Source organism: Marmoricola sp. Leaf446 (assembly GCF_001424755.1).
In the GTDB taxonomy this organism is placed as follows: Bacteria; Actinomycetota; Actinomycetes; order Propionibacteriales; family Nocardioidaceae; genus Marmoricola.
In genome coordinates this window covers 669209-690909 of sequence record NZ_LMRF01000001.1, presented here as the reverse complement: position 1 = coordinate 690909, position 21701 = coordinate 669209, and the positions used below count along the sequence as shown (strand labels likewise).

9 protein-coding genes and 1 pseudogene are annotated in these 21701 nt (G+C 74.9%); 7 read left to right on the top strand and 3 right to left on the bottom strand.

Annotation, left to right across the window (positions count from 1 at the left end):
* Nucleotides 1-69: 69 nt before the first annotated feature.
* Nucleotides 70-1002 carry a co-chaperone YbbN gene (locus tag ASG49_RS03210; protein ID WP_056536993.1) on the bottom strand — a complete coding sequence of 311 codons (933 nt, stop codon included), beginning with the start codon at nt 1000-1002 and terminating at the stop codon, nt 70-72.
* 83 nt (nt 1003-1085) lie between these two features.
* On the opposite strand from ASG49_RS03210, the gene ASG49_RS03205 reads away from it, so the two are divergent.
* Complete coding sequence (locus tag ASG49_RS03205; RefSeq protein ID WP_056536990.1) at nt 1086-1994, top strand: alpha/beta hydrolase; 909 nt, start codon at nt 1086-1088, stop codon at nt 1992-1994.
* 50 nt (nt 1995-2044) lie between these two features.
* Nucleotides 2045-4186: an ATP-binding protein gene (locus ASG49_RS03200; RefSeq protein WP_082533739.1), complete on the top strand. Its 2142-nt coding sequence runs from the start codon at nt 2045-2047 to the stop codon at nt 4184-4186.
* A 3-nt stretch (nt 4187-4189) separates the two neighbouring features.
* Here ASG49_RS03200 and ASG49_RS03195 read toward each other — a convergent pair whose 3' ends face one another.
* Complete coding sequence (locus ASG49_RS03195) at nt 4190-5914, bottom strand: methylmalonyl-CoA mutase (RefSeq protein ID WP_056536986.1); 1725 nt, start codon at nt 5912-5914, stop codon at nt 4190-4192.
* 85 nt (nt 5915-5999) lie between these two features.
* On the opposite strand from ASG49_RS03195, the gene ASG49_RS03190 reads away from it, so the two are divergent.
* Entirely contained in the window at nt 6000-7781 is a 1782-nt protein-coding gene (locus ASG49_RS03190; RefSeq protein ID WP_056536983.1) for a biotin carboxylase N-terminal domain-containing protein, read from the top strand.
* 52 nt (nt 7782-7833) lie between these two features.
* Nucleotides 7834-10497, top strand: a complete 2664-nt coding sequence (locus ASG49_RS03185; protein WP_056536980.1) for an FAD/NAD(P)-binding protein — start codon at nt 7834-7836, stop codon at nt 10495-10497.
* Here ASG49_RS03185 and ASG49_RS03180 read toward each other — a convergent pair.
* The gene (locus ASG49_RS03180) at nt 10494-11294 is read right to left on the bottom strand and encodes an SDR family oxidoreductase (RefSeq protein WP_056536977.1); all 801 of its coding nucleotides are present in this window, start codon (nt 11292-11294) and stop codon (nt 10494-10496) included. The genes ASG49_RS03185 and ASG49_RS03180 overlap by 4 nt on opposite strands.
* Before the next feature lie 132 nt (nt 11295-11426).
* Between ASG49_RS03180 and ASG49_RS03175 the strand changes: the two genes are divergently transcribed.
* The 3 genes and pseudogenes from ASG49_RS03175 to ASG49_RS18850 form a co-directional block, all read left to right on the top strand.
* Complete coding sequence (locus ASG49_RS03175) at nt 11427-20540, top strand: type I polyketide synthase (RefSeq protein ID WP_056536974.1); 9114 nt, start codon at nt 11427-11429, stop codon at nt 20538-20540.
* Complete coding sequence (locus tag ASG49_RS03170; RefSeq protein ID WP_056536971.1) at nt 20521-20973, top strand: holo-ACP synthase; 453 nt, start codon at nt 20521-20523, stop codon at nt 20971-20973. The genes ASG49_RS03175 and ASG49_RS03170 overlap by 20 nt, the downstream gene beginning before the upstream one ends.
* 242 nt (nt 20974-21215) lie before the next feature.
* A pseudogene (locus ASG49_RS18850) lies at nt 21216-21701 on the top strand (DUF222 domain-containing protein); the annotation flags it as partial.

The following is a 21701-nucleotide window of genomic DNA, read 5'->3' as shown; positions in this document are numbered from 1 at the left end:
TGCGCAGTATCCACTCGCGCCGGACGCACGCCTAGGAGCTCGGGCCGCCGATGTCGGTGGCCCGATACCTCAGAACAGCGCGGAGGCGAGGTCCCGCCGGGCGCGCTGCACCCGGGGGTCGTCGTTGCCCACCGCGCCGAACAGGCCGATCAGGTGCGTCCGGGCCCGGTCGCGCTCGGCGTCGGACGTGCGGCGCACCAGCTCGACCAGCCGCCGGAAGGCGTCGTCCACGTGGCCGCCGAGCAGGTCGAGGTCGGCCACCAGGGTCTGCGCCTCGACGTCGTCGGGCGCGGCCGCCGCGGCGCTGCGCGCCTGCTGCAGGTCGACCCCGTCGGTGCGCTGGAGCACCTGGGCCATGGCCAGGCCCGCGGCGGCCTCGGCGTCGGCGGGGTTGGCGGCCACCAGCTTCTGGTACTCCGCGACCGCGGCGTCGATGTCGCCCCGCTCGAGGGCGTCCTGCGCGGGGGCGTAGCGCGGGTCGACCTGCTCCTCGCCGGTCTCCTCGTCCACCGCGGTGCCACCCGTGCGGGGCTGGTGACGGCCGGTGACGCCGCTGGCGGTCAGCTGCTGCAGCACCTGGGTCAGCGCCGCGCGCAGGTCCTCGATCGGGGCGGCGTCCTGGAACAGCGGCATCGGGCGTCCCTGGGCGACGAGCACGACGAGCGGCACCGACGGGATCTGCATCGCCTGCGCGATCTGCGGCACCTGGTCGATGTCGACGCGCCCGAGCAGCACGCGACCCTCGAGCTCGGAGGACAGCGTCTGCACGTCGTCGGCCAGGCGGGTGCTCTCGGGAGAGCGCTGCGGGCTCTCGAAGGCCAGCAGCACCGGTGCGTTGCGGGAGGCCTCGAGGACGTCCTGGAAGTTCTGCTCGGTCACCTGCAGGGCGTACGCCGCGCCGCCGCCGGCAGGCGCACCGGCAGGGGTGCCGGCGGGGGCGGTGCTGGGCTGGAGCCCGGAGAGGTCCACCGCACCGGGTCGCGAGAAGGGTTGCTGCGTCATGCTCCCCATTGTCCCCGAGACCCCGGACGCGGTCACACCAGCGTCCACCCCATCCGACCGCCCGGTGGTTCCGAACAGCCCTCGTGAGCCCGCTGTCCTCCCGCGCCGACCGCCGCGCCTGGTGGCAGCAGCGCCTCGCCCCGCTGCTGGTCCGCTACGACCGCGAGCTGGTGGCCGCGCTCGGGCAGCCGGGGCCCCGGCCCGTGCGGCCCTCGCGGGTCCGGCTGGAGACCCGCCACGGCCCGGTCGGGGCACTGCTCTACGCGCCGGAGCGGCAGCGCTGCGACCTCCCGGTGCACGTGCACCTGCACGGCGGGGCCTTCGTGGTGCGTCACCCGCGGATGGACGAGTTCGTGGCGCGCTACCTCGTCGACCGGCTCGGCATCGCGGTGCTGCTGCCCGACTACGCCGTGGCGCCGCAGGTGCGCTACCCCGTCGCGCACGAGCAGGTGCACGACGTGCTGCTCCGGCTCTCCGAGCAGGGGCCGACCTGGGGGCTCGATCCGACCCGGCTCTCGGTCGGCGGCTTCAGCTCCGGCGGCAACCTCGCGGCCGCGGCCGCGCTGCTGGCCCGCGACTCGGGCGGGCCGCGGCTGCGTGCGCTGGTCCTCGGCGTCCCGTCCCTGGACGTCTCCTCGACCTGGGCCCACAAGGCGGCCTCGCTGCCCGCGGGGACCCGGCCGATGCTCGGCGCCCCGGTGCTCGACCTGGTGCGGTCGACGTACTTCCGCGACCCGGCGGCCCGTCAGGAGGCCTACGGCTCGCCGCTGCTCGCGCCCTCGCTGGCCCGGCTGCCCCCCACCCTGGTGGTGACCGCGGGGCTGGACCTGCTGCGCGAGGAGGGCGAGCGGTTCGCCTCGCGCCTCGACGAGGCCGGGGTCGCGGTGCACCTGCACCGGGTCGAGGGCCGCGACCACTACTTCCTGGACCCGGGCAACGTCGTCGCCGAGCTCGACCTGCTCGCCTCGCACCTGCGGACCACCCTGGCCTGAGGGGTGTCGAAAGGCTGCGCGAGAGCCCTCCGTTCCCCGATACTGCGGGCATGGTGGTGGATGCGGGCCGACGCGCGCCCGCAGCCGGGCGAGGCCGCGACCTCGTGCCCGAGGCGCTGCGGCTGGTCGCCTTCGTGTGCGCCACCTGGATCGCGACCGACGTCGGCTACTCCAGCTTCCGGCCGGAATTCGGCGTCAGCCTGATCTGGCCGCTGTCGGGCGTCGCGCTGCTGTGGGCGGCCACCGGCGACCGCCGCACCTGGCCCCTCGACGCGGTGCTGCTCGGTGCCGTGAGCTCGGCGGCCCTGGTCGTCGCGGGCTCGACCTCGGGGCAGGCGGCGATGGGCGCGCTGCAGGTGGTTTTGCAGGCGACGCTCTACCAGAGCGTCATGGTGCGGTGGGCCCCGCGGCTGTGGGGCAGCGGCGGCACCCGCCCGCTGCGGCGTACGGCGGACCTGTGCGTCTTCCTCGTCGCCGTCACCGTCGCCTCCGCCGTGGCGTCGGGCGTCCGCACCGCCGGGCTGGGGCTGGTGCCGACCTCGGACCTCCAGGACGCCGCGCTGGTGCTGGCCCGCAACCTCAGCTGGATGCTCGCGGTCGGCGCGGTGGTGCTGCAGCTGGGACCCCGCCTGGCCCCGGCCGGGCCCCGCCCCGCCCTCCACCCGGAGGCGCGACCCCCCACGACGGCGGACCGGGCCTGGCGCGGGAGCCTGGTCGAGCTGGTGGCGCTGGCCCTGGTTACCGCCGCGGTGTACGCCGCGGTGTTCACGCGGCAGCAGCCGCTCCCGCTGACCTTCCTGCTGACGGTGCCGAGCCTGTGGGCCGCGATGCGGCTCGACCCGCTCCGGGCCGCCGTGCACGCGGCCGCGTCGGGCACCTTCGCGATCGTGATGACGCTGAGCGGCAGCGGCGTCTTCGCCTCGATGGTCGACCCCCGACTCGGGGCCGCCCTGGCCCAGGCGCTGCTCGCGGTGCTCGTGCTCAAGACGCTGGTGATCTCGTGCGTGATGAGCGAGCGCGACGCGGCCATCCGCCGTGCCCAGGTCTCCGAGGCCGCCTCGCTGGGTCGGGCCGCCCTGCTGGGCGCGGTGCTGCAGAACATGAACGAGGGCATCGTGGTGGCGCGCGAGGACGGCGAGGTGCTGGTCCGCAACGCCGCCGGCGACGCGATGCTGCGGTCCTCGGTGATGCTGAGCACCGGGCCCGACCGCGCAGCGGCCGAGGAGGCCCGGCTGTTCCACCCCGACGGCACCGTGCTGGACGAGGCCGAGCTGCCGTTCCGGCGCGCCCTCGCCGGCGAGGAGGTGCTCCGCGAGGACCTCGTGCTGCGCTTCGGCTCCTCCCCCGAGGGCCGGGTGATCGAGGTGAGCGCGAGCCCGGTGCCCGAGACCGAGGACTCGCCGCGGGCCGCCGTGGTCAACTTCCGCGACGTCACCACCGTGCGCGAGCACGAGGGCGACCTGGCCGCCTTCGCCGGCGTGGTGGCCCACGACCTGAACAATCCCCTGACGGTGGTCAGCGGCTGGGCGGACTCGTTGGCCGACTTCTTCAGCCTCGGCGACGTCAGCGCCGAGGACGGTCAGGCCATGACCGCCCGGATCCAGGGCGCGGCCGCCCACATGCGTCGCTTCATCGACGACCTGCTCGGCTACACCGTCGCGCGCGACCGGCCGCTGACGCCGGAGGACCTCGACCTCTCGGCCGTCGCCGAGGAGGTCGCGCGCCTGCGTCGCGACGGTCCCACCCACCCCGAGATCGAGATCGAGCCGGGCATCCAGGTGCGCGCCGACGTCGTCCTCGTGCGTCAGCTGCTCGACAACCTGGTCGGCAACGCGGTCAAGTACGTCGCCCCGCAGACCCGGCCCCGCGTCACGCTGGCCTGCCGCCCGGCCGGAGACATGGTCGAGCTGCGGCTGAGCGACAACGGCATCGGCATCCCCGAGTCGATGCGCCAGCGGGTCTTCGAGACCTTCGTGCGCGTGCAGACCGACGGCTACGGCGGCACCGGGCTGGGCCTGGACATCTGCCGTCGCGTGGTGGTCCGCCACGGCGGCGAGATCCGGGTCGAGGAGGGTGCCGACGGGATCGGCAGCACCTTCGTGTTCACGCTCCCCCGCGCCGGCTCGCCGCTGCCGGGCCTGGCACCGGTCGAGCGGCAGCAGGTGGGCGTGTCGCCCGACCCGAGCGCCTGAGGCTCAGAAGCGGGCCGGCTCCCGGTACTCGCCCCACTCGGCGCGCAGCGCGTCGCAGATCTCGCCCAGCGTCGCCTCCACGCGGCAGGCATCGAGCATCGGCGGCACCATGTTGCGGTCCTCGCGGGCCGCGACCAGCATCTCCTCGATCGCGCGCTTCACGGCGTCGTCGTCGCGACCGGCCCGGCGCTCGGCGAGCGCGCGGACCTGCTCGGTCTCGACCTCGTGGGAGACGCGCATGATCTCCAGCTCGCGGCTGACCGACTCGGTGTGGCAGTTCACCCCGACGACCTTCTTCTCCTTCTTCTCCAGCGCGACCTGGTAGACGAAGGCGGCCTCGGCGATCTCGGACATGAACCAGCCGTCCTCGATGCCGCGCAGCAGGCCCTGGGTGATGGGGTCCTCGCCGTTGCGGGCCGACTCGGCCAGCGCCTCGACGTGGTCGTGTCGCAGGTCCGAGCCGCCCATCTCGAGGATCTTGTCGAAGATCGCGTTGGCCTCGGCCTCGATGCGGTCGGTCAGCGCCTCGACGTACCAGCTGCCGCCCAGCGGGTCCGCGACGTTGAGCACCCCGGTCTCCTCCATGATCACCTGCTGGGTGCGCAGCGCGACCTCGGCGGCGTGCTCGCTGGGCAGCGCCAGGGTCTCGTCGAGGGCGTTGGTGTGCAGCGAGCTGGTGCCGCCGAGCACCGCGGCCAGCGCCTCGACGCCGGTGCGCACCACGTTGTTGTAGGGCTGCTGGGCGGTCAGCGAGACGCCCGCGGTCTGGGTGTGGAAGCGCATCCACTGCGCCTTGTCGGTCTTCGCGCCGTAGACGTCGCGCAGCCACCGGGCCCAGATCCGGCGGCCGGCGCGGAACTTGGCGATCTCCTCGAAGAAGTCGAGGTGGCTGTCGAAGAAGAAGCTCAGTCCAGGGGCGAACACGTCGACGTCGAGGCCGCGGGAGAGCCCCAGCTCGACGTACCCGAAGCCGTCGGCCAGGGTGAACGCGAGCTCCTGCGCGGCCGTGGAGCCGGCCTCGCGGATGTGGTAGCCCGAGACGCTCAGCGGCTTGTAGGCCGGGATCTCCTCGGCGCAGTACTCCATCAGGTCGCCGATCAGCTTCAGGTGCGGCTCGGGACCGAAGAGCCACTCCTTCTGGGCGATGTACTCCTTGAAGATGTCGGTCTGCAGCGTGCCATTGAGCTGGGAGAGGTCGGCTCCCTGCCGCTCGGCGGCGACGAGCATCATGCAGAACACCGGCACGGCCGGCCCGCTGATGGTCATCGAGGTGGTGACGTGCTCGAGCGGGATCGAGTCGAAGAGCACGTCCATGTCGGCGGCCGAGTCGATCGCGACGCCGCAGTGCCCGACCTCGCCGAGGCTCTTGGGGTCGTCGGAGTCGCGGCCCATCAGCGTGGGCATGTCGAAGGCGACGCTGAGGCCGCCGCCGCCCCGGCCCAGGATCATCCGGTAGCGCTCGTTGGTCTGCTGGGCGTTGCCGAAGCCGGCGAACTGCCGGATCGTCCACGCCCGGCCGCGGTAGCCGGTGGCGTAGAGGCCGCGGGTGAACGGGAACTCCCCCGGCCACTCCGAGTCCTCCGTGCCGTACGCCGGCTCGACCTCGACGCCCGAGAGCGTGGTCCAGTCGGCGTCGCGCACCTTGCCACCCGTGAGCGCCGCGTCGTAGCGCTGCTGCCAGCGCTGTCGTGCTGTGTCGCCTGCTGTGTCCCCGGTCACGTCGGTCATGACCCGATGGTAGGTGCGGCGGTGAACGAGCGCTCACCGCAGTAGTCTCCGGCGAGGATTCGTCTCAGCCCCACGAAGGAGCACCGTGCCCGAGGTCAAGCCGCTGCAGAAGGTCCTGGTCGCCAACCGGGGCGAGATCGCCGTCCGCGTCATCCGCGCCTGCAAGGACGCGGGCATCGGCAGCGTGGCGGTGTACGCCGAGCCCGACCGCGACGCGCTGTTCGTGCGCGTGGCCGACGAGGCCCACTCCCTGGACGGCAGCACCCCGGCCGAGTCCTACCTCGACATCGCCAAGATCATCGCGGTCGCCGAGAGGTCCGGCGCCGACTCGGTGCACCCCGGCTACGGCTTCCTGGCCGAGAACGCCGACTTCGCCCAGGCCGTCATCGACGCCGGCCTGGTCTGGATCGGCCCCACGCCCGCGGCCATCGACGCGCTGGGCGACAAGGCCAAGGCCAAGCACATCGCCGAGCGCGCGAACGCGCCGCTGGCCCCCGGCACCAAGGACCCGGTCGAGGACGCCGACGAGATCGTCGCCTTCGCGCAAGAGCACGGCCTGCCCGTGGCCATCAAGGCCGTCTACGGCGGCGGCGGCCGCGGCCTCAAGGTCGCCCGCACCCTCGAGGAGATCCCCGACGCCTTCGAGGCCGCCACCCGCGAGGCGGTCGGCGCGTTCGGCCGCGGCGAGTGCCTGGTGGAGAAGTTCCTCGACAAGCCCCGCCACGTCGAGACCCAGTGCCTGGCCGACCAGCACGGCAACGTCGTGGTCATCTCCACCCGCGACTGCTCGCTGCAGCGCCGCAACCAGAAGCTCGTCGAGGAGGCGCCCGCGCCGTTCCTCACCGACGCCCAGGTCGAGGAGCTCTACACCTCCTCCAAGGCCATCCTGCGCGAGGCGGGCTACGTCGGCGCCGGCACCTGCGAGTTCCTCGTGGCCGCCGACGGCACCATCTCCTTCCTCGAGGTCAACACCCGCCTCCAGGTCGAGCACTGCGTCTCCGAGGAGGTCACCGGCATCGACCTGGTGCGCGAGATGTTCCGGATCGCCGCCGGCGAGGAGCTGGGGTACGACGACCCGGAGATCCGCGGCCACTCCATCGAGTTCCGCATCAACGCCGAGGACGGCGGGGCCAACTTCATGCCCGCCCCCGGCACGCTGACGCGCTGGTCGCCGCCCAGCGGGCCCGGCGTACGGCTGGACGGGGGCTACGAGGAGGGCGAGACCATCCCCGGCGCCTTCGACTCCCTCGTCGCCAAGCTCGTCGTCAGCGGCCGCGACCGCACCCAGGCGCTGGAGCGCTCGCGCCGCGCGCTCGACGAGTTCGTGGTCGAGGGCATGCCGACGGTGATCCCGTTCCACGCCTCGGTGGTCCGCGACCCGGCGTACGTCGGTGACGGCTCGACCTTCACCGTCTACACGCAGTGGATCGAGACCGACTACGACAACCAGCTCACGCCGTACGCCGGTCCGAGCGCCGAGGCGCCGGAGGCCGAGGAGCGCCAGCGCGTGACCGTCGAGGTCGGCGGCCGCCGCCTCGAGGTCGTCCTCCCCGGCGGCCTCGCGGCCGTGGGTGGTGGGGCGTCCGCGGGCGGCGCCAAGAAGCCCCGGCGCAAGGCCGGGGCCAAGGCGGGCGCCGCGGTCTCCGGCGACGCCGTGACCTCGCCGATGCAGGGCACGATCGTCAAGGTCTCGGTCACCGAGGGCGACGAGGTGGCCGAGGGCGACGCCATCGTGGTGCTCGAGGCGATGAAGATGGAGCAGCCGCTCAAGGCGCACCGCACCGGCGTCGTGACCGGCCTGCAGGCCGAGGTCGGCGCCACCGTCACCAACGGCGCGGTGATCTGCGAGATCAAGGACGCCGGCTGACCCGTGCACCTGCTACCTTTGTCGAGTTAGTCACTCGACTAAGGGAGCGAGCATGCGCGGTGGAGAGGGCGACTGCACGGTCGTCGTGGTCGGGGCGGGTGCCGCCGGGACGCTGACGGCGTCCCACCTCGTGACGGGGCTCTCGCAGCGCTACCGGGTGGTGCTCGTCGACCCCGTCGGCACGACCGGCCGCGGTCCGGCGTACTCCACGACCGACCCGCGCCACCTGCTCAACGTGCCCGCCAGCGGCATGAGCGCGTTCCCGCGCGACCCCGAGCACTTCTTCCGGTGGGTACGCCGCCACCACGACGCCGACACCCAGCCCCAGGACTTCGTGCCGCGCCACGTCTACGGCAGCTACGTCGAGGGGCTGCTGGAGACCGCGTCGGAGTACCCCGGCAACGCCCGCCTCGAGCGGGTCCACCGCAGCGTCACCGGCATCGACCGCCGCGGCGACCGGTTCGTCGTACGCCTCGAGGACCACGCGCCGGTCGTCGCCCGCGCGGTCGTGCTCGCCACCGGCAGCAGGCCCGGCACCGACTGGGCACCCGCCGACCTCGTCGCCTCGTCCCGCTTCGTGGCCGACCCGTGGACCCAGGAGCTGCCCGAGGGCGACCTGCTCGTCGTCGGCACCGGCCTGAGCACCGTCGACGTCGTGCTGAGCGCCCACGGCCGCGACCCGGGCCGGGTCGTGCACACCGTCTCGCGCCACGACGAGCTGCCGCGGGTGCACCGGCTGCCCACCACCCCGGCCGTGCCACCGCCGCCCGGCATCACCCGGGTGGCCGGCCTGGACGACCTGCGGGCCGCCGTCGAGCGCCACGTCGCCCGCACCGTGCGCGAGACCGGCGACTGGCGGGCCGCCCTCGACGGCCTGCGTCCCGTCACCGCGCAGCTGTGGCAGGGCCTGTGCGACGAGGGCAAGCAGCAGTTCCTCGCCGGGCACGCCCGCACCTGGGAGGTCCACCGCCACCGGATGCCCCCCGTCACCGCCGCCCGGCTGGCCCGCGTCGTCGAGGACGGCGGGCTGGTGCGCCACACCGGCACGGTCACCGGCGCCCGCGAGGTCGGCGACGGGCTCGAGGTCACCCTCAGCGACGGCAGCGCACTGCGGGTGGGCGGCGTGGTGAGCTGCACCGGCCCGGTCGGCACGCTCACCCGCGACCCGCTCCTCGCCGGTCTCGCCCGCACCGGCCTGGTGCGTCCCGGACCGGCCGGCCTCGGCGTGGACACCGCCGACGACGGCCGCGTGCTCGGGGTGCTGCCGGCCTCGATGCCGTTCTTCGCCCTCGGCGCGCTGCGACGCGGCAACCTGTGGGAGACCACGGCGATGCCCGAGATCCGCGAGCAGGCGTACGCCGTCGCGCAGACCGTCGTCCGCGCGCTGCACGGCGAGACCCGCCGTCGCCCGGCCGACGTCTACGGGCTCACCCTGACCACGGGACGACCCGCCGCGCGTGCCTACAACGACGCGCTGGGCCGGCTGCTGCGGCTGCAGGACGGCGTCGAGGACGGGCTGCGCCAGGCCGTCGCGCTCGACCCCGGCTTCGCCCAGGCCCACACCGCGCTGGCGCTGCTCGGCCACGAGTGGGGCGCCACCGGCTCCTGGCGCAGCGCGCTGCGGGCCGCGCACGAGGCCGCCGCCGACCGCCACCTCGACGACCGCGAGATCAGCTTCCTCGACGCCGTCACCACCCGCCTGCGCTCCGACGAGGCCACCGGGGCCGCGGCGCTGCTGCGCCACGTGCGGCTGTTCCCCCGCGACGCCCTCGCGGTCAGCGTGGCCGTGCCGACCGTCGCCTTCGGCGGGCTCACCTCGGGGCGTCAGACCGCCGACCTCGTCGAGGGGCTGGGCAAGACCTACGGCGACGACTGGTGGTACGCCGGCCAGCTGGCGTTCGTGCGGCAGGACCAGGAGCGCTGGGGCGAGGCGGAGGCGCTCGCGTCGTACGCCCTCTCGGTGGAGCCGGCCTCGGGCCACGCCGTCCACGCCCGGGCCCACGTGTTCTACGAGACCGGCCAGCACGAGGCCGGCCTGGCCTGGCTGGACGAGTGGATCCGCACCTGCGGCCGCGAGGCCAACCACCGCTCGCACTTCTCCTGGCACGCCGCGCTGCACGAGCTGATGACCTGCGACCTCGAGGCCGTGCGGCGACGCTACGAGCGCGAGCTCGCTCCCCCGGCCGTCACCGGCTCCCGGGCCCTGGTCGACAGCGGCGCGCTGCTCTGGCGCTGCCACGTCACCGGCACCTGGACCGGCGAGCTGCCGGGCGAGGCGGTGTGCGGCTCGGCCCCCGACGGCTGGCTGATCTCGCCGCCCACCCCCTTCGCGGCGATGCACGCGGCCCTGGGGCTGGCGGCGGAGGGCGACGAGATCGGGCTCGCGGCACTGCGCACCACCTCCCTGGCCCACGCCGATCCGACCTTCCGCGACGTCGTCGCCCCGCTGGCGCGGGCGCTGCAGCTCGTCGTCGAGGGCGACCACGGCGAGGCCGCCGACCAGCTCGAGCGGCTGCTGCCCACGGCCGGCGCGCTGGGCGGGAGCGCGGCGCAGCGCGAGGTCCTCCAGGACACCCTGGTGCACGCGCTGGTCCGCTCGGGTCGGGGCGAGCAGGCCGCCGCGGTGCTCGACGAGCGCCTGGGCCGGCGTACGTCCGCCCTGGACGCGCGCCGCCGCGCCGCCCTGCGCCCGACGGTCTCGCCCGAGGTCGGCTAGCGCAGCCCCGGGTGCGCCTTGGCGAGCACCCGGGCGAGCAGGCCCTGCGGGGCGCGGGCGGCGAGCACCGCGCCCACGCGGTTGACCGCACCCGGGATGACGACGGCCCGGCCGGCGTCGAGCCCGGCGACCCCGGCGCGGGCGACGTCGGAGGCCGCGACCCACATCGGCCGGGGCAGCGCCTTCTCGAAGTCCTCGCGGTCGAAGCCGGCGGCCTCCCCGAACCCGGTGTCCACCGGCCCCGGGCAGAGCACCGTGGCGGTGACGCCGGTGCCGCGCAGCTCGGCGCCCAGGCTGCGGGTGTAGGACAGCACGAACGCCTTCGACCCGCCGTACGCCGCCTGGCCGGGCAGCGGCTGGAAGGCCGCCGTCGAGGCGACGTTGAGCACCGCGCCCGCACCCCGCTCGACCATGCCCGGGACGAACCGGCTGCACAGGTCGACCACGGCGCCCACGTCGACGGCCACCATCCGCAGCTCGGCCCCGGCCTCGCTGCGGGCGACGGGACCCAGTGTCGAGAAGCCGGCGTTGTTGACCAGGACGTCGACGACCAGGCCGCGGGTGGCCAGCTCGTCGGCCAGCCGGGCGCGCTCGGCGTCCTCGGAGAGGTCGACCGGCACGACGTGCGCGGTCACGGGCAGCGACGCCGCCAGCGCCTCGAGCCGGCCCTCCGAGCGCGCGACCAGCACCAGCTCGTGGCCCCGCTCGGCCAGGTCGCGGGCGATCTCCTCGCCGATGCCGCTGGAGGCCCCGGTGACGAGCGCGACGTGGGAGCGGGCGGGCGCGGGGAGGCTCATGCGGGCAGGCTACGCAGGCCGGGGCCGGCCCCGGCGGGGCCTACCGGGGAGTACGGGCGAACCAGAGACCACCCTCGGAAAAAACGTGAGGAGAATTTCGTGTTCTGCGCTGGAACATGACACACTCCTCACATGACTCAGCTTCCTCCGAGCACCCTCAGCCACGACCACGCCACCCCCGCGAGCGGCAGCAGCCTGGCCGACCGGCTCCACGACGGGGACGAGTTCGCAGTGACCTTCGGCGGGCAGGGCGCCGACTGGTTCGCCACCCTGCGCGAGCTGTTCGGGGAGGACCCCGACCTGGCGCGGTTGACCTCGCTGGTCGAGGAGTCCGGCCGCCTGGTCGCCCCGGTCGCCGCCCGGCTGGCCCCGGCGCTGCCCCGCCCGTTCGCGCCGCAGGAGTGGCTGCAGGACGAGGCCGACCCGGCCCGCGCCGAGACCCTCGCGACCGGCCTGGCGCTGCCCGGCGTGCTGCTGACCCAGCTGGCCACGCTCGACCTGCTCGCCGCCGAGGGCCTCGACCTGACCCGGGTAGCCCCGGTCGCCTCGGTCGGCCACTCGCAGGGCATCCTCGGCGTCGCGGCCTTCGCCGGGCGCCGCGAGGGCGACGCCCGCAGCGACGTCGAGCTGCTCGCCATCGCCCGCCTGATCGGTGCCGCCGCCGCCATCGTGGGCCGCCGGACGGGCCTCGTCGCCCACGGCGAGGACACCCCGATGCTCTCGGTCGCCGGCGCCTCGGTCGCCGAGGTCCAGGAGCTGCTGGACACCGGCGCGTCCGACGACGTCGCCGTCGTCGCCGCCGTCAACGGCCCCCGTCGCCTGGTCGTGAGCGGGTCGCCCGCCGCGCTGCGCGCCTTCCGCGCCGCCGTCGAGGCGCGCTCCGCCCGCGAGGCCGCCGAGATCGAGGCCAAGTCCCGTGGTGGCCGCGCCTTCGCCCCCGTGCTCGAGCCCGTTCCCGTCGCGCTCGGCTTCCACCACCCCGCCCTGGCCCCCGCCGTCGCCCTGGTGCGCGAGTGGGCCCAGGAGTGCGGCCTGGACGCCGCCCTGGCCGAGCACCTCGCCCAGGCCATCTGCGTCGAGACCGTCGACTGGCCGCGCGAGCTCGCCGACGCCGTCGCGAGCACCACCGACTACGTCATCGACCTGGGCCCGGCGCAGCTGTCGGCCAACATGACCGGTCGCGCGCTGCGCGGTCGCGGCGTCACCGTCGTGCCCGCGGCCACCACCGCCGGTCGCGACCTGCTCTTCACCCCCGGCGCGCGGGTCACCCGCGCCGCCGACTGGTCGACCTTCGCCCCGCGCCTGGTCGACCGCGGCGACGGCGCCCCCGTCGTCGACACCGCCTTCACCCGCCTCACCGGCAAGTCCCCCGTGCTGCTCGCCGGCATGACGCCGACCACCGTCGACCCCGAGATCGTCGCCGCCGCCGCCAACCGCGGCCACTGGGCCGAGCTCGCCGGCGGCGGCCAGGTCACCGAGGAGATCTTCGCCGCCAACGTCGCGCGCCTGACCGACCTGCTCGACGAGGGCGCCACGGCGCAGTTCAACACCCTCTTCCTCGACCCCTACCTGTGGAAGATGCAGGTCGGCGGCCAGCGCCTCGTCCAGAAGGCCCGCCTCGCCGGCGCCCCCCTCGACGGCCTGGTCATCAGCGCCGGCATCCCCGAGACCGACGAGGCCGTGGCGATCATCGAGGACCTGCACGCGGCCGGCATCGGCTACGTCGTCTTCAAGCCCGGCACGGTCAAGCAGATCCGCCAGGTGCTGGCGATCGCCAAGGCCGTGGAGACCCCCGTCATCGCCCACATCGAGGGCGGTGTCGCCGGCGGTCACCACTCGTGGGAGGACCTCGACGAGCTGCTGCTCGCGACCTACCCCGACCTCCGCGCCACCGAGAATCTCGTCGTCTGCGTCGGCGGCGGCATCGGTACGCCGGACCGCGCGGTCGACTACCTGCGCGGCACCTGGGCCACCGCCCACGGCGAGGCCGCGATGCCGGTCGACGGCGTCCTGATCGGCACCGCCGCGATGGCCGCCAAGGAGGCCACCACCTCCGACGCCGTCAAGGAGCTGCTCGTCAGCACCCCCGGCCTCACCCCCGCCGACAACGGCGGCTGGGTGGGCGTCAACCAGGCCGCCGGCGACGTGACCTCGGGTCGCAGCCAGCTCGGCGCCGACATCCACGAGATCGACAACGCCGCCTCGCGCTGCGGTGCCCTGCTCGACCAGGTCGCCGGCGACGCCGAGGCCGCCCTCGCCCGCAAGGACGAGCTGGTCGCCGCCATGGCCGCGACCTGCAAGCCCTACTTCGGCGACGTCGCGGAGATGACCTACGAGCAGGTGCTGCGTCGCTACCTCGAGCTCGCCGGCCCGCGCGCCGCCGTCGTGGACGGCACCGCCTCGGGCAGCGGCGCGTGGCTCGACGTCACGCTGCGCACGCGCTTCGAGGAGCTGCTCGACCGGGCACTGGGCCGCGTCCACCCGGAGACCTCCGGCACCGTGGAGCGCCCCTACGCCGCCGACCTCCCCGCCACCGACCCCGCCGCCGCCCTCGACGCGCTGGTCGCGGCCCACCCCCAGGGCGTCTCCTGCGTGCTGCACCCCGCCGACGTGCACTTCTTCGTCGAGGTCTGCCGCCGCCCGGGCAAGCCGGTCACGTTCGTGCCGGTCATCGACGCCGACGTGCGCCGCTGGTGGCGCTCGGACTCGCTGTGGCAGGCCCACGACGCGGCGTACGACGCGGACCAGGTCATCGTGATCCCCGGTCCCGTGGCCGTCGCCGGCATCACCGTCAAGGACGAGCCGGTCGCCGACCTGCTCGACCGCTTCGAGGCGGCCGTGGTCGCCGACCTGACCGCCGAGGGCGCGCCCGTGACCCCGGCCGTCGCCCGCACCACCGTCGGCGCCGACGTCACCCTGCTCGACGCCGCCCGCACCTCGCGCGACGTCGTGTGGGCCGGCCGCGTGGTCGGCAACCCGCTGCACCGCCTCGAGGGCACCGCCGCCACGCTGGAGCCGGTCGGCGACGTCGCCACCAGCCGCCAGGCCGTGCTGCGCGTGCCGCTGCTGAACGGCGAGCTCGCGCTCGTCCTCGACCTGTCGGCCGTGCCCGCCGGTGGCCTCCCGGTCATCACCGAGGACGCCGTCACCACCGCCATGTCCGACCTGCTCGCCGTCACCGCCGGGGGCACCCTGCCCGAGGTCGTGGACGGCCCGGACGGGAGCACCGCCACCCTCACCGCCACCTGGTCGACCGACCTCGTCGCGGACCACGTCGGCGTCACCGACCCCGACCGCACCCGTCGCGGCGACGCCGTGGCCGACCCCCAGCAGGGCGCCGTCCCCGACACGCTCGTGGGCCTGGCCTGGCCGGCCGTCTTCGCCTGCATCGGCCCGGTCGAGGGCCTGCTCGACCTGGTCCACCTCGACCACCGCCTCGTGGTCACCGGCGACCTCGGCGGACTCGCCGACGGCACCGCGCTGACCCTCGCCGCCACGCGCGCCGGCGTCGTCGACGCCACCGCCGGCCGCGTGGTCACCGTCGACGTCGTCGTGAGCGACGGCGCCACCGAGGTCGCGACCCTGACCGAGCGCTTCATGGTCCGGGGCCGCACCGGCTCCGCCTCCCTGGCCGCTCCCGAGTCGGTGGTGGACCACGCCGAGGAGAAGCCCCGCGCCCGCCTCGACCGCTTCACCGTGACCGCGCCCCACTTCATGGGAGCCTTCGCGGCCGTCAGCGGTGACCACAACCCGCTGCACACCGACGTGCCCGCCGCCCGCCTCGCCGGGTTCGAGGGCCCGATCGTCCACGGCATGTGGACCTCCGCAGTCGCGCAGCGCGCCGCCGCCTCGGTCGGCGCCACGCACCACCCGCGCCAGCTGCGCTCCTGGCTGGCCCGCTGGGTCGCCCCGGTCCAGCCGGGCGCGACGGTGGAGATCACCGTCGAGCGCACCGGCGTCGTCGACGGCGACCTCGTCGTCGAGGTCAGCGCCAAGGCCGACGGCGAGCTGGCCATGGTGGCCGAGGCCGTCGTGGCGGCCCCGCGGACGGCGTACGCCTTCCCGGGCCAGGGCATCCAGAGCCAGGGCATGGGCCTCGACGCCCGCTCCCGCTCCACCGCCGCCCGCGAGGTCTGGGACCGCGCCGACCGCCACACCCGCGAGGCCCTCGGCTTCTCGATCCTGGCCGTCGTCCGCGACAACCCGACCGACCTGTGGGCCGACGGCGAGCTGCACCGCCACCCCGACGGCGTGCTCTTCCTGACCCAGTTCACCCAGGTCGCCATGGCGACCCTGGCGGTGGCCCAGGTCGCCGAGATGCGCGAGGCCGGCGTCTTCGTCGAGGGCGCGATCACCTGCGGGCACTCCGTGGGCGAGTACAACGCCCTCGCCGCGGTCACCGGCATCCTGCCCCTCGAGGCGCTGCTGGAGATCGTGTTCCGCCGCGGCATGGCGATGCACCACCTCGTCCCCCGCGACGCGCAGGGCCGCAGCAACTACCGCCTGGCCGCGATCCGCCCCTCGCAGATCCGGCTGGCCGACGACGACGTCGCCGACTTCGTGGCGCAGGTGGCCGCCGAGTCCGGCGAGTTCATCCAGATCGTCAACTACAACCTCAAGGGCTCGCAGTACGCCATCGCGGGCACGGTCCGCGGTCTCGAGGCCCTCGAGGAGGTCGTGGCCGAGCGCCGCGCCCGCTTCAACGGCAAGGCCGCGTTCATCCTGGTGCCGGGCATCGACGTGCCGTTCCACTCCTCGGAGCTGCACGCCGGCGTGGACGACTTCCGCGCCCGGCTCGACGACCTGCTGCCGGAGACCATCGACCCGTCGCTGCTGATCGGCCGTTACATCCCCAACCTGGTGCCGCGCCTGTTCAGCCTGGACAAGGCGTACGTCGAGGAGGTCGCCGCCTACGTCGACTCCCCGCTCCTCAAGCCCGCCCTGGCGGACTGGGACACCTGGTCGGCCGACCCGTCGCGCCTGGGCCGTGCCCTGCTGATCGAGCTGCTCGCCTGGCAGTTCGCCAGCCCGGTGCGCTGGATCGAGACCCAGGACCTGCTCTTCGCCGACCCGGCCGAGCAGACCCCGATGGGGGCGGGCCTCGGCATCGAGCAGTTCGTCGAGGTCGGCGTCGGCAACGCGCCGACGATCGCCAACCTGGCGGCGCAGACGACCAAGCTCGCCTCCTACACCGGTGTCGCGCCGCGGATCGTGAACTCCTCGCGTGACGCCGCCGTCGTGTTCGCCACCGACACCCCCGTGGTGGAGGACGAGGAGGAGTCGGTCGAGCCCGTCGAGGCCGCGGCCGCCCCCGCCGGTGACGCCCCCGCGGAGGCCAAGCCGCAGGCCGCCGCCGCTCCCACGGCGGCCGCCGGGGCCGAGCGTCCCGCCGACCTGACCTACGACGCGGCTGCCGCCACCACCACCCTGGCCGCGCTGCGCACCAAGGTGCGCGTCGACCAGATCGGCTCCGCCGACACCATCGAGGCGCTCTGCGACGGCGTCTCCTCGCGTCGCAACCAGCTCCTCGTCGACCTCGGCGCCGAGCTGGGCCTGGGCGCCATCGACGGCGCCGCCGAGGCGGCCTGGACCGCCCTGGGCGGGACCGTCACCAAGCTGGCGCGCTCCTACTCGCCCTTCGGCCCGGTGCTGACCGAGGCCGTCAGCGAGCAGCTGCGCAAGTTCGCCGGCTCGGTCGGCGCCAAGCCCGCCGCGATCACCGACCGCGTCAAGGACACCTGGCAGCTCGGCCCCGGCTGGGTCAGCCACGTGCAGTCCGCGCTCGCCCTGGGCCTGCGTGACGGCTCCTCGACCCGCGGCGGCTCGCTCGGCTTCGACGTCGACACCTCCGACCTGGCCTCGGTCGTCGACCACGCCGTGCAGCAGGTCGCCTCCGCCCACGGCGTCACGGTGGGCCTGCCCGCCGCCGGCGGCGGCGAGGGCGCGACCGTCGACGCGGCCGCGCTCGGCGAGATCACCGCGTCGATCACCGGCCCCGACGGGGTGCTCGCCACCACGGCGCGGCACCTGCTCGGCAAGCTCGGCCTGGCCGACGAGGGCACGCCTGCGGAGTCCGACGACCTCGACGCCGAGCTCGTGCAGCTCGTCGAGGCCGAGCTCGGCGCCGACTGGGCCAAGAAGGTCTCCCCGTCCTTCGACGCCAAGCGCGCCGTGCTGCTGGACGACCGCTGGGCCTCGGTCCGCGAGGACCTCGCCCGGATCTGGACCGGTGACGACGCCGTGCGCACGCGCAGCTTCGCCGGCCTCGACCAGGCTGCCCTCGCGCAGGCGCAGTGGTGGCTGGACCGCGCCCGTCGCGAGCAGCGCACCGACCTGGTCGACTTCTACGAGGGCGCCCTCACCGGCTCCGACACCGCGGCCGACTGGTCCGACGACGTCGCCGTCGTCACCGGCGCCGCCCCCGGCTCCATCGCCGGCGCGGTCGTCGGCGACCTGCTCCGCGGCGGGGCCACGGTCGTGGCCACCACCTCGCGGCTCTCGCCCGAGCGGCTCGCCTTCTTCAAGCAGCTCTACCGCGACCACGCCTCCGCCGGCGCGGCGCTGTGGGTGCTGCCGGCCAACCTCGCGTCGTACGCCGACGTGGACGCGTTGGTCGAGTGGATCTCCTCCCCCGTGGTGGAGGAGGCCGGCGGGCAGCGCACCGAGCTGCGGCCGGGCCTCGCGCCGACCCTGGTCTTCCCCTTCGCCGCCCCGTCGGTGCAGGGCACGGCCGCCGACGCCGGCCCCCGCGCCGAGGTCGAGTTCCGCGTCCTCGTGTGGGGCGTGGAGCGCCTGGTCACCGGCCTGGCCGCCCAGGGTGCCGACCACCGGATCGGTCGCCGGGTGCACGTCGTGCTCCCCGGCTCGCCCAACCGCGGCCGCTTCGGCGGTGACGGGGCGTACGGCGAGGCCAAGGCCGCGTTCGACGCCTTCGTGCAGCGCTGGCACGCCGAGTCCGACTGGGCCGCGCGCGTCTCCTTCGCCCACGCCCACATCGGGTGGGTCCGGGGCACCGGCCTGATGGGCGGCAACGACCCGCTGGTCGGCGCCGTCGAGGCCGCCGGCGTACGCACCTGGGCGCCCGAGGAGATGGCCGCCGAGCTGCTCGCGCTCTGCACCGACTCCGCTCGCGAGGAGGCCGCGACCACCCCGGTGGTCACCGACCTCACCGGCGGCCTGGGCGAGGCCGACCTCGACCTCGCCGCCCTGGCCCGCCAGGCCCGCGAGCAGGCCCGGGCCGCGGCCGACGCCGACGAGGCCGGGACCGAGACCGTCCCCGCGCTCACCCACCCCGCCGGCTGGGGCACCGCGCAGCCGACGATGGACTGGACGAGCATCGACGCCCGCCCGGAGGACCTCGTGGTCATCGTGGGCGCCGGCGAGGTCGGCCCGGTCGGCTCGCACCGCACCCGCTTCGAGCTCGAGGTGGAGGACTCCCTGTCCCCCGCCGGCGTGCTCGAGCTGGCGTGGACCACCGGCAAGATCGTGTGGGAGACCCAGCCGCAGGCCGGCTGGCACGACGCCGCGTCCGGTGACCCGCTCACCGAGGCCGAGGTCGTGGAGCGCTTCCGCGAGCAGATCGAGGCCGGGGTCGGCATCCGCCGCTACCGCGACGACGGCCAGATGCTCGACAACACCGCGCCGCTGATGGTCTCGGTGTTCCTCGAGCAGGACACCTCCTTCGTGGTCCGCACCCGCGACGAGGCCGACGCCTTCGTGGCGGCCGACCCGGCCCGCACCCGCCTGACCACCACCGAGGACGGCGACTGGCTGGTCACCCGGCTGGCCGGCAGCGAGATGCGCGTCCCGCGCCGCTTCAAGCTGACCCGCTTCGTCGGCGGCCAGGTGCCCGACGGGTTCGACCCCGCCGTGTGGGGCCTCGGCTCCATGGTGGAGTCCGCCGACCGGCTGGCCGCCTGGAACCTCGTGGCCACCGTCGACGCCTTCGTCTCCAGCGGCGTCACGCCCGCCGAGCTGCTGCGCTGGGTGCACCCCACGCAGTTCGCCAACACCCAGGGCACCGGCATCGGCGGCATGCAGTCCACCCGGAAGATGTACGTCGACGCGTTGCTCGGCGAGCAGCCGCCCAACGACGTCCTCCAGGAGGCGCTGCCCAACGTCGTGGCCGCGCACACCGTGCAGTCCTACCTCGGCGGCTACGGCGCGATGGTCCACCCCGTCGCCGCCTGCGCCACCGCGGCCGTCTCGGTCGAGGAGGCCGTGGACAAGATCAAGCTGGGCAAGGCCAGCGTGGTCGTGGCCGGCGGGTTCGACGACCTCGGCATCGAGGGCATCCTCGGCTTCGGCAACATGAGCGCCACCGCCGACACCGCCCAGATGCTCGGCAAGGGCATCGACGAGCGCTACGTCTCGCGTCCCAACGACCGCCGTCGCGGCGGGTTCGTGGAGGGCCAGGGCGGCGGCACCGCCGTGCTCGCCCGCGGTGACGTGGCGGCCGAGCTCGGCCTCCCGGTCCTCGGGGTCGTGGCGTACGCCGGCTCGTTCGCCGACGGCATCCACACCTCGATCCCGGCCCCCGGCATCGGCGCCCTCGGCGCGGGCGTCGGCGGGGCGAGCTCGCCGCTCGCGAAGGGCCTGCGCAGCGTGGGTCTCGGCGCGGACGACCTGGCCGTGGTCTACAAGCACGACACCTCGACCGCCGCCAACGACCCCAACGAGTCGCAGTTGCACGAGAAGCTGGCCGCGGCCCTGGGCCGCACCGATGGCGCGCCGCTCTACGTCGTCAGCCAGAAGTCGCTTACCGGCCACTCCAAGGGCGGCGCCGCGGCGTTCCAGCTCAACGGCCTGTGCCAGACGCTGGCCGCCGGCACCGTCGCGCCGAACCGGGCGCTGGACTGCGTCGACGAGCAGCTCGCCGAGAACGCGCACCTGGTGTGGCTGCGGCAGGCGCTCGAGACCGGTCCGCTCAAGGCCGGTGTCCTCACCAGCCTGGGCTTCGGCCACGTCTCGGCGATGATCGTGGTGGCGCACCCCGGTGCGTTCGTCGCGGCCCTCCCGGAGTCGCAGCGTGACGCCTGGGTCGAGCGGGCCACCGCCCGGCTCGTCGCCGGCGAGGCCCGTCGCCTGGACGCCATGCACGGTGGCGCGCCGCTGTTCGAGAAGGCCGAGAAGCGCCGCTTCGCCGACGCCGACCTCGCGGCCACCAAGGCCGACGAGAGCGCCATGCTCGTCGACCCGGAGGCACGGCTGGGCGAGGACGGGGTGTATGCCCGAGCCGCTCGCTGACCAGGGCGCGCCCGACTTCGAGCGGGCGGCGGGGGTGGGCGTCGACGTCGTCGGCGTGACCGCCTTCGCCGCCCAGCTCGACGAGCCGGGGACCCGGTTCGCCCGGGTCTTCACGCCCGGCGAGCGGCGTACGGCACGGGGCGGCGGCCGCTCCGCCGCCGGCGAGGCGCAGAGCCTGGCCGCCCGGTGGGCGGCGAAGGAGGCGGTGATCAAGGCGTGGTCGAGCACCCGGTACGGCGCCCCCGAGGTCATCGACCCGGCCGCCGTCGACCTCCGCGAGATCGAGGTCGTCACCGACGCGTGGGGCCGCCCTGCCGTACGCCTGCACGGCGCGATCGCCGACGCGCTGCAGGGCCGCGAGGTCCTGCTCTCGCTCTCCCACGACCCCGACGCCGACGTGGCGATCGCGTTCGTGGTGCTCCAGGAGGCCTGAGCCTGTCGTCCGGGCGGTCGGGGGGCCGCCCGGACGGGGGCTGCGGTCGTCGGGGAGTCCGCTCGGTGCGAGTCCGGGTGGTCGAGGAGGTCGCTCTGCGGCGAGTCCGGGTGGTCGAGGAGGTCGCTCTGCGGCGGGTCTGGGTGGTCGAGGAGGTCGCCCTGCGACCGTCACGAGACCCTCGTCCACAGGTCACACGAACGCCCTCGACCCTGTCAGACCCCACGGCTAGAATCGAACACATGTTCGACACCATCGTTCCCGAGGCGCCTCCCCTCACGGCCGCCGACCTCGGCCGCACGCTGGAGCAGCTCAGCCGCCTCGACGGCGCCGGCGGGACCGAGGCCGACCACGTCGGGCTGATCACCTCCCTGGAGCGCCTCAAGGGCGCGGTGGCCGCTGCCCAGGCCCGGGTCACCGACACCCTCGCCCGCGCCCGCACCGCCCGCGAAGCGGCCCAGGGCGTTCCCGTCTCCCAGCGCGGCCGTGGACTGGCCGCCGAGGTCGCCCTGGCCCGACGCAGCAGCCCCCACCGCGGCTCGCGCGACCTCGGCCTGGCCCGGGCGCTGGTCCGGGAGATGCCCCGCACCCTCGACCTCCTCACCCGTGGCGAGATCACCGAGTGGCGGGCCACGGTGGTGGTGCGCGAGACCGCGTTCCTCTCGACCGAGCACCGCGGCCAGGTCGACACCGAGCTCGCCGACCGGCTGCCCTCCCTCGGCGATCGC

Bases quoted from the DNA above. Each gene is read 5' to 3' on its own strand.
- ASG49_RS03210 (WP_056536993.1), bottom strand. From the start codon at position 1,002: ATGACGCAGCAACCCTTCTCGCGACCCGGTGCGGTGGACCTCTCCGGG.
- ASG49_RS03200 (WP_082533739.1), top strand. From the start codon at position 2,045: ATGGTGGTGGATGCGGGCCGACGCGCGCCCGCAGCCGGGCGAGGCCGC.
- ASG49_RS03195 (WP_056536986.1), bottom strand. From the start codon at position 5,914: ATGACCGACGTGACCGGGGACACAGCAGGCGACACAGCACGACAGCGC.
- ASG49_RS03185 (WP_056536980.1), top strand. From the start codon at position 7,834: ATGCGCGGTGGAGAGGGCGACTGCACGGTCGTCGTGGTCGGGGCGGGT.
- ASG49_RS03180 (WP_056536977.1), bottom strand. From the start codon at position 11,294: ATGAGCCTCCCCGCGCCCGCCCGCTCCCACGTCGCGCTCGTCACCGGG.
- ASG49_RS03175 (WP_056536974.1), top strand. From the start codon at position 11,427: ATGACTCAGCTTCCTCCGAGCACCCTCAGCCACGACCACGCCACCCCC.
- ASG49_RS03170 (WP_056536971.1), top strand. From the start codon at position 20,521: ATGCCCGAGCCGCTCGCTGACCAGGGCGCGCCCGACTTCGAGCGGGCG.